The organism is Planctomycetia bacterium (assembly GCA_021413845.1).
In the GTDB taxonomy this organism is placed as follows: Bacteria; Planctomycetota; Planctomycetia; order Pirellulales; family PNKZ01; genus PNKZ01.
The window spans coordinates 64,561-78,647 of the sequence record JAIOPP010000095.1 but is presented as its reverse complement, the minus strand read 5'-3'; the positions used below and the strand labels follow the sequence as shown (position 1 = coordinate 78,647).

General features: G+C 63.1%; 7 protein-coding genes. 4 read left to right on the top strand and 3 right to left on the bottom strand.

The features are described 5' to 3' along the window. Nucleotides 1–87: 87 nt before the first annotated feature. From K8U03_17805 to K8U03_17795, 3 genes are read right to left on the bottom strand one after another with little or no spacing between them, the layout of a single operon-like run. The gene (locus K8U03_17805; GenBank protein MCE9606749.1) at nt 88–1,350 is read right to left on the bottom strand and encodes a CCA tRNA nucleotidyltransferase; all 1,263 of its coding nucleotides are present in this window, start codon (nt 1,348–1,350) and stop codon (nt 88–90) included. Continuing rightward, complete coding sequence (locus K8U03_17800; GenBank protein ID MCE9606748.1) at nt 1,347–5,078, bottom strand: UvrD-helicase domain-containing protein; 3,732 nt, start codon at nt 5,076–5,078, stop codon at nt 1,347–1,349. Before K8U03_17800 ends, K8U03_17805 begins: the two co-directional genes overlap by 4 nt. Continuing rightward, nucleotides 5,048–8,443, bottom strand: a complete 3,396-nt coding sequence (locus tag K8U03_17795) for an exodeoxyribonuclease V subunit gamma (protein MCE9606747.1) — start codon at nt 8,441–8,443, stop codon at nt 5,048–5,050. Before K8U03_17795 ends, K8U03_17800 begins: the two co-directional genes overlap by 31 nt. A 200-nt stretch (nt 8,444–8,643) precedes the next feature. Between K8U03_17795 and K8U03_17790 the strand changes: the two genes are divergently transcribed. From K8U03_17790 to purN, 4 genes are all read left to right on the top strand, one after another. After that, the gene (locus K8U03_17790; GenBank protein ID MCE9606746.1) at nt 8,644–8,988 is read left to right on the top strand and encodes a rhodanese-like domain-containing protein; all 345 of its coding nucleotides are present in this window, start codon (nt 8,644–8,646) and stop codon (nt 8,986–8,988) included. Between the two features lie 37 nt (nt 8,989–9,025). Continuing rightward, entirely contained in the window at nt 9,026–9,748 is a 723-nt protein-coding gene (locus K8U03_17785) for a DUF72 domain-containing protein (protein ID MCE9606745.1), read from the top strand. Nucleotides 9,749–9,930: 182 nt separating this feature from the next. After that, nucleotides 9,931–13,455: an isoleucine--tRNA ligase gene (gene ileS / locus K8U03_17780; GenBank protein ID MCE9606744.1), complete on the top strand. Its 3,525-nt coding sequence runs from the start codon at nt 9,931–9,933 to the stop codon at nt 13,453–13,455. Next, the gene (purN, locus tag K8U03_17775) at nt 13,452–14,084 is read left to right on the top strand and encodes a phosphoribosylglycinamide formyltransferase (GenBank protein ID MCE9606743.1); all 633 of its coding nucleotides are present in this window, start codon (nt 13,452–13,454) and stop codon (nt 14,082–14,084) included. The genes ileS and purN overlap by 4 nt, the downstream gene beginning before the upstream one ends. Nucleotides 14,085–14,087 lie beyond the last annotated feature (3 nt).

Sequence of the window (14,087 nt, the reverse complement as noted above, 5' to 3'; positions counted from 1 at the left end):
CGCTTCGAATCATGGTCGATTTACGGGGGCGGTGAGCGTCCTGATGGTAGGTCGCCGCGAGCCCAGCGTCTAGGTGCCTGCGGCATCTCAATCGCCGCTTAGTTGTCGGGCCAGCGCCAGGGCATCCTCCGGGCTATGCACTTGGCCATCGAGCTGCGCGGCGCGCAGGAGATCCAACAACCGCGAAAACTCTCGCCCCGGCTTCAGCCCTGCCGCGATCAAATCATTCCCGGTGACGAGCGGCGGCGGATCGAGTTCGTCGCGCGGCAGCGCCAGCTTCGCCCGGCAAAACGCGACGTCGTCGAGCGGCCGGCCGGCAACGCGTTGCAATGCCTCGACCAGCGCCACAAGGTCCGGCGCTTCCGGCCTTGCGAGCACCGGCTGAATCGTCGACCAGGGTTTGGTCTGCGCGCCCGCGAGCCGCTGCTGGTTGCCGACGAGCCAAGCCGCATGTTCGCGCTCGGCGTTCGACAGCCGCCACCGCCGCGCGACTTCGCCGACCGTCCACGCTTCCCCCACCGTGTGCAACAGCGCGGCAAGCCCGAGACCGAACGAGGTCGGGCCGCCGCGCTCGAGTTCGGCCAGCACCGCGAGCGTTTGTTCCCACGCCGCTTGATTCGCCCCGTTTTGCAGCGGCTGCAACTCCGGCAAGATCGCGTCGATCAGGCAGGTCTCCTTGAGCAAGCGTGCCGCTTCGGTTTGGCCCGGCAGGCCGCACATCGCGCGCATCTCCTGCGCGATCCGCTCAGGACTCACCAGCGTGATCTCGTGCGCCGCGGCGCGCAAGGCCTCGGCCGTTTCGGAATCGAGCGCGAAGCCGAACCGCGAAGCCATCCGCACGGCGCGCAGCATCCGCAACTTGTCTTCATGAAATCGTGCCCGTGCATCGCCGACCGCTCGCACCACGCGTCGCGTAATGTCCGCTTGTCCGCCGACGTAGTCGATCACCCGATTTTCGATCGGGTCGAAGAAGAGCGCGTTCATCGTGAAGTCGCGCCGACGGGCATCTTCTTCGGCATCGGTGAACTCTACCGCGTCGGGACGCCGACCATCCGAGTATCCGGCATCTCGGCGAAAGGTCGTCGCTTCGACCATGCCCGCCGACTTCGGGCCGAGCACCGCGATGACGCCGAATGCTTCGCCGATCGCGAGCGTCCGTCGATGCCCGAACAGCGTCCGAATCTCTTCCGGCCGGGCACTCGTCGCGACGTCGTAGTCTTTCGGTTTTCGTTGCAGAAGTTCGTCGCGCACGCAGCCGCCGGCCCAATAAGCGACGTGGCCCGCGGCGCGGAGTTGCGACAGGACCTCGAGAGCGAAACGGCGTTGTTCGGCTTGGTCTAACGTGGTCATCGGCTCGATTTCTGCGCCCGCGGTTTCTTTAGCCGATCACTCGGCCCGGTATTAGGCTTCTCGTGAGGCTCGTCCGGAAGGAGCGTTTTCCGCAGTGCTTGGTTCACGCTTGCCGTGGCCGCGGCGCGTGCCGCTTCGCTCCAGGCGACGGCATGTTCGCCGCCGGTCCGCATGAAGTGCAACGCCAGTTCGTCGGGCACTCGGCCGAGAATCCGTTCGACGGCGATCGCGTAGATCGACAACTGCGCCACGTACGGAGCCGCCGCCGCGACCGGATCGGTCGTCGCTAGTTGATGGGTTTTATAATCGACCAAATGCCACGCGCCGGCCGCATCTTCATAGAGCAAGTCGATAAAACCCTGTAGATAGATTTCATCATCGGTCGTGGTTTGCGTGGCGGTAGAGTCGGTCGGCCAGCGCATCATGAACTCGATTTCGCGATGCACTTGCTTCGCTGCCGCGATCGCTTGCCCGCGCGGCGTCCGAAGAAAATCGCCGACCATACCGATCGCGGTCGCGATCTCTTGGTCGTCCTCGACGTCGAGCAGCCTCGCTTGTCGACGGACGTGGCGCTCCAACTCGCCGCGCGCCGGCGTTTGGCCGAGGCGGCGGAAATCGATCGTCGCCAAGACCCCGTGAACCAGCTTGCCGAGCGAAGCCCCCGCTGCGCCATCGAGCGCTACGGCAGACTCGACGAGCTCGTGGCCGACTTCGGAACTTCCGACCGGCAGCAGTTCGCCGTTCAAGCGTGTGAACGAAAATCGTCGACGCGAGGCCAGTCGCGGAGCGACCGCCTCGGTCCCCGGCCGGAGCGTCGCGCTCTTGCCGGCCGCTTGCTTCGCGGCGTTTGCCAATACCTTCGGCCAGTCGGCACGCGCAGCACGCTCTTTCGGTTTGCCGGGCAACTCGGGCCGCGTCGTCGTCACACGCACTTCCGCTCGCCGCGCGCCGGGCCCGAGCGTGCCGAGAAACTTACCGGTCGCGAGATCGTAGCGCTCGCCGATGAACTTCCGCCACTCTTCCCGTCCGACCGCAGCATCTTGCACGCCCGAGGAAAGCATTAAGTAGTCGGCTGCCCGCGTCACGGCGACGTACAACAGTCGCTTGCTTTCGGCTTCGCTCTGTTCCTGTTCGATGAAGCGATAGAGATCCAGACCGGAAGGCAAATCGTCGCCGTAGGGTGGTTTCACCATCGGCCCGAGGTCGGGATGAAAAGCGATGCCGGCCCGATCGGGTTGCTTTCGCCGTTCCAAGTCCGGCACGACGACGATCGGAAACTCCAAGCCTTTGGATTGATGGATCGTCATCAATCGCACGACGTTCGCTCCTTCGGCATACGTGGCGGCGAGCGCTTCGTCGGGCCGGTTCGATACCGACTCCGACAACTGCGCGATGAACTCCGTGAGCGTGAAGATGCCCGAGCGATCGAACGAGCGGGCCAATGCTAGCAGCTTCCGCAAATTCGCGAGCTTTCGCTCGCCGAGAAACTCCGAGGTGAGCACGGCGTCGTAAGCGGTTCGGGCGAGAATCTCGTTCAGAAGTTCCGCGATCGGCAGCCGGTTCTTCAAACCGCGCAGCTCCGTGAGCGTGCGCCGTGCAAACTCCACGCGGCGACTCCGCTCTTCGCCGAGCGAAGCGGCCAGATCGTCGGCGAGAGCCGGAGCGAAGAAGCCGGCGGCGAGCCCTTCGCTGCTACTACTCATGCGCGCGCCGCGATCGGCGAGGAGAAACAGCGCTTCGTCATCGAGCGAGAAAAACGGACTCCGCAACACTCCGGCGAGCGCCACGTCGTCGCAGACGGAATCGAGCACGCGCAGAAAGTTCAGCAAGTCGTAGACTTCTTGCTGCGAGTAGAAGGCCTTTCCGCCGACGACGTAATAAGGAATGCCGTATTGCTCGAGGGCCGCTTCGTAGAGAGCCACGTTCGATAAGGCCCGAAACAAAATCGCGGCATCGCCGTACTCCGGTCGGCGCAGAGGAACACTTCCCCCCTTCGACTTCGCCGGCAAGATCGCTTCCGGCGCATCGAACATCGCCCGTAGCCGGCGCGCGATCCAATCGGCTTCGAGCTTGCGGAGCGCATCGGCACCTCGCTCACCGCCGGCATCCTCGGCCGGCGGCGCGGCGGGTTCGGCGTTCGCGTCAGCATTCTCCTGTTCGACGGTCGGCGGTGCGGCGGCGTGCGTCGAGGCCCAGAGGAACTCGATCGCCGGCACGGGCGAAGTCTGTTCGCGGCGCGGGTCGAGCGGCTCGTAGCGGTCGCCGAAGTAGTCGCAGAACAGCGTGTTGACGAAGTCGAGAATCGCCGGCTGGCTCCGGAAGTTCAGCGACAACGGCAAACGCCCCGCGGCGGGAACGTCGTTCTGCATGGCGCTGAACACTTTCGGCTCGGCCCCGCGAAAACGATAGATCGATTGCTTGAAGTCGCCGACGAAGAACAGCTTCCCCTTGGCGAGTTCGCCGTCGACCAAGGCCTGTATCAGTTCAACTTGCAGCGCATCGGTGTCTTGGCATTCATCGACGAGCAGCAGCTCGATGCCGCGTGAATAGTTCTTGCGAAGCCGCGCATGCTCCGGCTTACACAACAGATCGCGTGCGCGGAGCAACAGGTCGTCGAAGTCGAGTACGTTGAGCTGCTTCTTTTCCTCTTCGTAGGCCATGCGCACCGGCGCCGCGATCGCCGTGAGCCGCAAGGCTGCTTCCGCCGTCGGGAGAGCGGCCGCGGTGTCGAACGACCAATGATCGCGGAGGTCGTCGATCAGCTCGCGCAGCTCTTTGAAGTCGTCGCGGTATTGCTCGTAGACGCCTTCTTGCCCGACCCAGACCTTGTTCTTGACGCTACACCCTTTCACGACGGCGACCTCGCGGAGGCGATCGAGAATCGCCGCTTCGGAATTGCCGCCGGCCGCAGGCGCGCCATCGGCCACCTCGAGCGCACGATCGAGAGCTTGCAAGAGCTCTTCGACTTCGGTCGCACGCTCGAGCAAAACCTGCTGAGGAGCGGGAGACTCGGCGATCAGCTTCCGCAGCCTGCCCGTGACCGGTGCGGCACGAAACTTCGCGAGCATCCGGGGGCGGACCTGCTCCGCATGGTACTTGCCCCACAGCTCTGCCAGCTCGATCGGTGTGTGGTCGAGCCACTCCTCGAAGCGGAGCGTGAATCGCTCGCCGACGAGCGTGGCGACCTTTTCGCGCACGCCGCGCAAGTCGTAGGCCGCCGTGAGCTCGATCATCGCTTCGTCGTGGTCGGCGAGGAGTTGTCGCAAGCGATCGTCGATCAGCTCGCCGAGCAGCGTGTCGGCCTGCACCGGTTCGAGCAAGCCGAACTGCGGATCCAGCCCGGCCTCGACGGCATGCGACCGCAGCAGCGAACCGCAAAACGAATGGATCGTGCTGATCTTCGCCGAGTCGAGCCGACGTAGGATTTGCAGCCAATGATCGGCCGCGGCCCCTGCCGGCGCGTTGCGCAATCGCTCGCGCACGCTGCCGCGAATACGGTCGCGCATTTCGCGTGCTGCGCGATCGGTGAACGTGATCGCGATCAGCTTGCCGAGCTGCGCCGAAGCGTCGGTTCCTTCGTGCGGCTCCAAGTGCGAGAGAAAACGCTCGGTGAGCACGAACGTTTTGCCGCAACCTGCGCCGGCCGAGAGCGCAACGCTGACGTTGCGCGTCGAAACCGCGTCTTGTTGTTCCGGCGTCAGCGGGCGACGTTCGACGGCAGTTGCCATTGCTTCCCCAAGTTGCGGATCTGCCCGACACGACAGACGGTGCGGAAATCGCAATACGACGTGCATTGCTCGTCGGTGTTGTACATCGGAAACTCGCCACGCCGAATGCCGCGCGCGATCGCCAAAACTTGCTCGACGATCTTCACCTTGAGCGCGGCCCAATCGTCGGTCGGCGTTAAGTCGCTCCCTTCGACGGCATGCAGTGCGAGCGTTTTTTTGAAGCCTTTTTCGGAGATGAACCAATAGCCGAACTGCCAAGGGACCGCCGCTTCGTTCGCGAACAGCAGCTTCTCCGCCGCGATGGCATAGAGCGTGAGTTGCATCGCGCGCCCTTCGACGACGTCGGCCTTAGTGTAGCCTCCTGCGCCGCCGGTCTTGTAGTCGACGATGCTGAACACCGCCCGCCCGCCGACCGAGCCGACATCGATTCGGTCGATCTGGCCCGTGATCAAAACCTGCTCGTCTTTCAGTTCGAGCTTGAGCGATTCCTTCGTCGAAATCCGATCGTCGCGAACTTTCGGGAGTCCGAACGAAGCCTCGAAGTGCCGCGGCCGGAGCGATTCGCCGACTTTGTCGTACGTCGCCTCGTAGCTTGCATGCTGCGCCAGGTAAGCGTCGAGCCAGCGGCGCAACAGCTTTTCGTCGATCGAGCGAAACGCCCGACCGAGCGGCTCGTCGTCGGCATCTTGCTCGGCTTGGAGGATCAGCCGGTCGACCAACTCGGCATACTCGGCCGGCGCCGCTTCGCGCGGCAAGGCGTGGTTTTGCAGCCGGTCGTTGAGCCCTTGATGCAGGTCGGCCATCACGCGATGCAGCCGGCTGCCCCGCTCGCGATAATTGATTTCCAAACCGACGTCTTCGAGCGATTGCACACGCAACACGCGCGCCATGAAAAACTGGAACGGGCAAGTGCCGTACTGTTCGAGCTGGCTGGCGCTCCAAGGGAATTCCTCGTCGAAACGCTTGGCGAGTTTTTCGCGCGTCTCTTGCCCGACGAGCATTCCTTCGTACACGCCGAAGCCTGAGCCGTGGCTCCGATCGTGAACGATGTGGAGCCCGCGCACCAGATTGTCGCCGATCTCGCCCGAAGTGCGCAACACACCGGCAAGCTCCACGATATCGCCGCGCGCAGCCGCCGCGGTCGCACGAATCCGCACATCGAAGGGGTTCAAGATCGCGTCGTCCGGAGCGACGGGGCTAAGGTCGGAAATCGCGTCCGCGGCCGAATCCGGCAACACAAATAGTTGCCTTAGCTCGGCCAAATATGGGCTCGGCAGCAGCGGCTCGGCTTTTTCGTTGAGCGCGGCATACGAAAGATAGAGCCGGCGCGTGGCGCGCGTCACGGCTTCGTAAAACAGCAACATTTCGTCGCGCTGCCGATCGATCGCCGACTTCAGCGGCAGCCCGAGCTTGGCAAGTTGCTGATATTCGACGTCGCTATACAACCGGCCGGAGCTCTCCGGCGTCGGGAACGATTTCTCCGTCAGGTCCGCGAGAAACACGTGCGGCACCGAAAGCGAGCGGGCAGTCGCGACATTCAGCACGCGCACCCGGCCCGTCTCGTCGTAGTCGCCCGGCAGCCGCTCGCTTTGGATCAGCGACTCAACGCGCGTGCGCATCGCGGCCCGATCGAGTTGCGGCGCGTCTTCGTCGATGAGTGCGGCCAGCTCGTCGGCCGAGGCCAGGGCTTCGGCGAAGACATTCCAGGCCGCGCGGTTCTCCGCCACGGTCCGTCCGGCTTGCGAGACCAGAGGATGTTCTTCGACGGCGTGCATGCTTTGCCAAAGCCCGGTGTCGCGCGCGAGCGCTTCCAAGGCTTCGGCCCAACCGGTCGGAGTTGCTTTTCGGGGCAGGGTATCGAAGGCCTGGGCCAAGCGCGCGAGCACCGGGAGCGCGAGCAGCGCGTCGGCACGAAGCCGATTGCGGCGCTGCTTCCCGTCGACGAACGGATCGTCGGCCTCGATCGCGAGCGGGCTCGAAACTGCGAGCTTTTGCACCGCTTCCAGTAGCGCCGTGCGACCGTGCGGGATCTGCAAATGCCGGATCGTCCGCTCGGTCGCCGCTTCGACTCCCGGCCGATGCACCTCGGGCCAAGCCGGCGCGAAGTAGTTGCTGCCGACGATGCCGAGCAGCGCCCCGAACGGCCAGTCTTCGGCATCCAACGCGACCAGGGCCACGAGCGCCGTCAGGCTTGGCGAGCGGCTCAGGCTGCGCCCGGCTTCGATCGCGCTGGGAATGCCGTAGCGCGTGAAGACTTCGCGCACCAGCGGCGCCACATCGTCGAGCGTGCGAAACAGCACGGCGATATCGTCGGGCCGGACCGGAACCGGGGCGCTCTCGGAACCCTCGCCGACGACCAACAATCGCTTGACGCGCCGCGCCAGTTGTTCCATTTCGCCGACTGCTCCGACGGCGGCGATGAATTCGATTCCCGCCGAGTCGGCGATCGCGGTCGTCTCGCGCGGGCTCATAAAGAGCTCGCGCTCCAGGTGGTCGAGCGCCGGCCAAGCATGAGGATCGTGCCGGGCAATGCGACGCACCACGGCCGAGGGGTAGCGGTGTATAAGTTGCGCGAGAGTAGCGCGAGGCTTCGTGAAGAGGTCCGGGCGCTGGCTTTCGGCTTCGTCGGGGAGGGAGAAGATAACTTCTTTTGACCGCTTGGCGAGTTCTTCGAGGATCTCGTGTTGCGTACGGGTCAGGTCGGTGAAGCCGTCGACGACGACGAGTTTCAACTGCGCGTACGGCTCTCCTTGCCCTTGCTGCAAGAGGCGGCGCGCGCTCCAGAAGCGCCCTTCGAGATCGTAGAGCTGCGCGCGGTTGAGCAGCGCTTGATAGTCGCGATAAAGCGCGAACAGTTCTTGATCGCGGGGCGAGAGCTTCCCCTGCGGAGCGCCGAGTGCGGCGCTCTCGCGGCAAGCTTCCGCAAACTCCTCGGGCCAGATCTCGACCCGCTTGAGCTCGCTAATGAAGGCCGACGCCAGATCGACGAGGCCCGGCGTATCGGCGATCGAGGCGAAGTACCGGAGCTTGCCGCGGGCCGAGGCTTCGGCCAGCAGGCGCTCGATGAGCAGCCGCTTCATCCGGTCGTCGATCGGCCGAACTTCTTCGCCCGCGTATGCTAAAACTTGTTCGGCGAATTGATCGAAGGTTTGAATGCCGGGGTTGAAGCAAGCCGGCAGCTCGTCGGTAAGCAAGCGATCGCGGACGTGCTCCACGGCGCGGCGGTTGGGCGCCAGCCAGAGCGACCGCTCGGCTAAGCCGTTCGCGGTGCGCTGAGCCGCGAGCGTGCTGCGGTACGTCGCCAAGAGCGACTCCGTCTTACCGCTGCGCGCCGGGCCGACGACGATCGAGATGCGAGCCGACAATGAGAAGCCTTCCGTGTTTCGGCGACGAGAGAGCTGCGAAACCGCAAACGAATGAGCGGTCTTCTGCGGCGCCTCGATTTTTCGATTCCCTGATTCTACCCCATGCGGTGCCATACTCTAGGGCCGGCGACCGCCTGCAGGCTCGTTTACAATGGTTTACGAAGCGTTCCGAGTCTTGTCCGTCGTCGAGAGTGTGTGCCATGCCAGCCGAAGCCAGTTTGCCGTGGGAAATCGATTGTAAGAGCGTGAAGAAAAAACTCGACGCCGGCGAACCGTTTCTCTTTCTCGATTGTCGGGAAAAGGAGGAGCATACGTTGGTGAATATCGAGGGGACCACGCTGCTGCCGATGAGCGAGCTCACTACGCGCGGCGGCGAATTGGAGCCCCATCGCGGCAAGCCGATCGTCGTCCATTGCCACCACGGCGGTCGCAGCATGCGGGTCGCGCAGTGGCTTCGGCAGAATGGTTACACGCAGGCCCAAAGCATGGCTGGCGGAATCCACACCTGGGCCGAAGAAATCGCACCGGGAATGGCGAAGTACTAAGCGCGCTTTTATCGTCGCTGCGAGCAGAACGACTCCGATGGCATCTAGCGCGCGAACCACGGAGTTCTTCGTCGGCACGAGCGGCTATAGCTACCCGAAGTGGAAGCCTTCGTTCTATCCGCAAGAGCTGCCGCAGAAAGAGATGCTCGGTTACTATGCCGAGCGGTTCGGCACGGTCGAGATCAACAACACGTTCTATCGCTTGCCGAGCGCGAGCGTCGTCGCAGCGTGGGGGAAGCAAGTGCCCGGCACGTTTCGCTTCGTGCTCAAGGCTTCGCAGACGATCACACATCGCAAGCGGTTAAGCGATGTCTCTGCTGAAACTGTGCAATTCCTCCGGATCGCCGGAGCGCTCAAGCGGCGGCTCGGGCCGCTCTTGTTTCAGTTGCCGCCGAACTGCAAGCTAGACCTGCCGCGCCTCGAAACGTTCTTGAAGTTGTTGCCGCGCCGCACTCGGGCCGCGATCGAGTTTCGGCACGAAAGCTGGCTCACGGAAGAAACCTTCGCCCTGCTGCGCAAGCATGCGTGCGCGTTGTGCGTGGCCGACGCCGATGAGTTGCCGTCGACGCCGCTGGTCGAGACGGCAAGTTGGGGCCTCGTTCGCTTGCGGCGCGAGAAGTATACCGACGCGCAGTTGCGCACTTGGATCAAGCGCATCAGGGCGCAGGCCTGGAACCAGGCCTATGTCTTTTTCAAACACGAAGACACCGGCACCGGGCCGAAGTTCGCCAGCCGGTTTCTCAAGCTCGCCGCGACTTGATCGCGCGGGCCGACTTCGATTGAAAAAACGGCGCAATCCTGTTCTATTGGCCGTTTTCCGGCCTGTCGGTGAGCTGTCTAGCAAGCTCGCCGCGCACCGTCGGCGACGTCGCCGTTGTCTCTGTATTTGCCGTCCGCCGAGTCCGACCCCTGATCCCCGACCCCTGACCCCTTCCTAGCCCCATGTTCCGCAACGTCGCCGCCAACGCTCAGTTTCCCGCTCTCGAACAAGCCGTGCTCGACTTCTGGCGCGAGCGCGGCATCTACGCCAAGTCGCTTGAGCGGCCGTCGCCCGAGGGGGCGTTCGTCTTTTATGAAGGGCCGCCGACGGCCAACGGAATGCCGCATCCGGGCCACTGCCTGACCCGGGCCATCAAAGACGTCTTCCCCCGTTACCGCACGATGCGCGGCTACCAATGCCTTCGCAAAGCCGGTTGGGACACGCATGGGCTGCCGGTCGAAGTCGAAGTCTGCAAAGAGCTCGGCATCCACTCGAAAGACGAGATCGAAGAATACGGCATCGAGCCGTTCATCAAGAAGTGCCGCGAGAGCGTCTGGCGCTACATGCAGCAATGGGAACGCCTCACCGAACGGCTCGGCTTCTGGGTCGATCTGAAGCAGGCCTACGTCACCTACCACAAATCGTATGTGGAAAGCGTGTGGTGGTCGCTTAAGACCCTGTTCGACGAAGGCTTGCTCTACCAAGGACATAAGATCGTCTGGTGGTGGGCCCAAGGAGGAACCGCACTCAGCGCCGGCGAAGTCGGGCAGGGGTATCGGCAGGTGGCCGACCCGAGCGTGTATGTGCGGTTCCCGATCGTCGTGGATGACAAGGCAAAGGCGCTCGGCTTGGATGAGAGCACGAGCTTGCTCGTGTGGACGACGACTCCGTGGACGTTGCCGAGCAACCAGTTCGCGGCGGTACATCCGGAGCTCGAATACGTCGTCGTCAGTGACGAACACGAAGGGGTTACGCAGAAACTCGTCGTCGCCGCGGCATTGCGCGAGGTGCTGGCTGCGAAGATCGGGCGCGAGTTGAAAGTCGTCGCTTCGTTGAAGGGGAGCGAGCTTGTCGGGCTGAGGTATGTGCCGCCATTCGACTATTACTACAAATCGTTTGGCGATGTAGTTGGCTATTTAAAAGGGTCGTTGGTTGGCGATGATGATCCGGAGAGCGATCCGGAATCACAGCATATTGCTTGGCGAATCGTCCCTGCGAGTTTTGTGACGATCGATAGCGGAACTGGCATCGTCCATATCGCTCCAGCGTTTGGTGAGGTCGATTTCGACGTTCTGCAAGAAGAACGAGATCGTTTTCGAATACTCGCCGCTTCCGGTTCGACTATGGCGGGGGCGAAGTTTGTATCATTGAAACTTCCAGAATTGATCTGCGCGGTCGGGCCCGATGGCAAGTTCACTAGAGATGCTCCGGAGTACGAAGGGCGTTGGGTGAAGGAGGCCGATAAGGACATCGCGCGTGCCATTCGCGAGAAGGGCCTGATGTGGCATCGCGAAGAGTATTTGCACGACTATCCGTTCTGTTGGCGGGCCGAGCAGGATCCGCTTATCCAGTATCCGCGCAAGAGTTGGTTCATCCGGACGAGCAAGTTTAAAGACGACATGCTCGCGAACAACGCGAAGATCCATTGGCAGCCCGAGCATATTCGCGACGGACGGTTCGGCAACTTCCTGGAGTCGAACGTCGATTGGGCCCTCTCGCGCGAGCGCTATTGGGGGACTCCGTTGCCGATCTGGGTTTGCCAACAGACCGGCGAAAAGGAAGCGATCGCGTCGTACGACGAACTGCTTGCGAAGCCGGGGATCGATGGCGTGCAAGTCTGGGAAGCGGCGAAGAAGGCCGTGCCCGACCTGCCGGAAGACCTGCGCGTGCATAAGCCGTATATCGACGAAGTAACGTACGACTCGCCTTTCGCTGCAGGAGCGCGGATGCGCCGTGTGAGCGAGGTGATCGACTGCTGGTACGACTCGGGGGCGATGCCGTTTGCGCAGTGGGGCTATCCGCACACCGCCGGCAGCAAAGAGCGATTTCAAAGCCAGTTCCCCGCCGACTTCATCAGTGAAGCGATCGACCAAACGCGCGGCTGGTTCTATAGCCAGCTGGCGATCAGCACGCTGCTGTTCGGCGAAAATGGGGCGGCCGAGCAGGAGAAGGAAGGGCAGGGGAAAGAGTATCCGCATCCGTTCAAGAACTGCATCGTCCTCGGCTTCATGCTCGGCGAAGACGGGCAGAAGATGTCGAAGAGCAAACGCAACTATCGCGAACCGAACGAAATCTTCGATAAGTACGGTGCCGACGCGCTCCGGTGGTACTTCTACGCGAGCTCACCGCCCTGGACCTCGACGCGCTACAGCGAACAAGCGATCAAGGAGAGCATTCCGGAGTTCTTGCTGCGGCTTTGGAATTGCTACAGCTTCTTCGTAATCTACGCCGGAATCGACGGCTTCGACCCCGCCTCGCAGTTCGCAGTCGGCAAGGACGCCACGAAACCTCTCGGCGATCTCGGGCCGGAGGTCTTGGCCCGAGCGAAGACGTATCGCCCGGTGGCCGAGCGGAGCGAGCTCGATCGTTGGGTGATCAGCGAGTTGCAGCGGACGACGCAAACCGTCGTCGAGCGAATGGACGCCTACGACAACTTCAATGCCTGCACCGCACTCACGACCTTCGTCGACGCGCTGAGCAATTGGTATGTCCGCCGGAGCCGCGATCGCTTCTGGAGCGAAGACAAGCAAGATCGCAAAAAGCTCGACGCCTATTGGACCCTCTATGAATGCTTGCTCACGACGACGAAATTGATCGCGCCGTTCACGCCGTTCATGGCCGAAACGATCTGGCAGAATTTGGCGGTGGCCGGAGCTGGCAACGGTGCCGATACGGTTACCGAAAGCGTGCATCTGTGCGACTATCCTAAAGTCGACGCCGCGGCGATCAACGAAACTCTTTCGAGCCAGATGAACTTGGTGCGCGAGGTCGTTTCGCTCGGCCGAAGCGCGCGGATGGGGGCCAAGCTCAAGGTGCGTCAGCCGCTCGCAAAAGTCGAGATCTGCCTTGCCGACACGACGCACCAAGCCTGGCTCGAGCAACATGCCGCGCTGATTCGTGAAGAGCTCAACGTGAAGCAGGTCGAGTTCTCGGTGCGGGCCGATGAATACGTCGCCTATACCGTGCTTCCCGATTTGAAAAAGCTCGGCCCGAAGCTCGGGAAGCGGCTACCGCTGGTGAAGCCGGCGCTCGCGAAAGTCGACGCCGCGGCACTGCTGCAACAACTGGAAACGGCCGGGAAAGCGACGCTGGAACTGAGCGACGGCCCGCTCGAACTCACGACCGAGGAAGTGCAAGTTCGCCTGCAAGCGAAGCCGGGCTGGGCCGCCTCGCATAGCGGGGCAGGGGTGGTCGTCGTCTCGACGGAAGTGTCGCCGGAGTTGATTGCCGAAGGCCTAGCGCGAGATTTCGTTCACAGCCTGCAAACGATCCGCAAAGACCTGGATTGCAAATACACCGACCGGATCGCGATCGGCGTCGTCGGCGAAGAGGCTGCGGCGTTCGCCGCCGGGCCGTTCGCGGAATACGTGCGCTCGGAAACCTTGGCGACATCGCTTACCGTCGGCGAACTCCAAGGAGCCGAGCCGGTCGATGTGCCGTTCGGTGCGGGAACGCTCCAGGTCTTCGTGCAGGTGCGGCCATCGTGACCGACCTAAGCAAGAAAACGCTTCGGGTCGCAGTCCTGATCTCGGGCGGCGGCACCACGCTGCGCAACATCCTCGCACAGGTTGAAACGGCGGCGCTGCCGGTCGAGGTCGTCGCCGTGATCTCGAGCGCGCCGCGGGCCCGCGGGCTGGAATACGCGCGAGCCGCCGGCATCGCGACGGCTGTCATCGAGCGGCGCGAGTTCGCGACGGATGAAGACTTCGGTGCCGCGGTCTTCAACGAATGTCGTCGCTCGGGGTGCGACTATGTCGTGATGGCCGGCTATTTGAAGTTCGTGCCGATCCCGGACGACTTCGCCTTACGCGTATTGAACATCCACCCGGGCCTGATCCCCGCCTTTTGCGGGCATGGAATGTACGGGCATCACGTCCACGAAGCGGTGCTCGCCTACGGCGCGAAGCTAAGCGGCTGCACCGTCCATTTCGTCGACAACCAATTCGACCACGGCCCGATCATCCTGCAGCGGGCCGTGCCGGTGCTCGATGACGACACGCCGGACACGCTGGCGGCGCGCGTGTTCGAAGCGGAGTGCATCGCCTATCCGGAAGCGTTGCGATTGCTCGCGGCCGGGAAGGTCCGGCCCGAGGGGCGCCGTATTCGGATCTCTTAACGG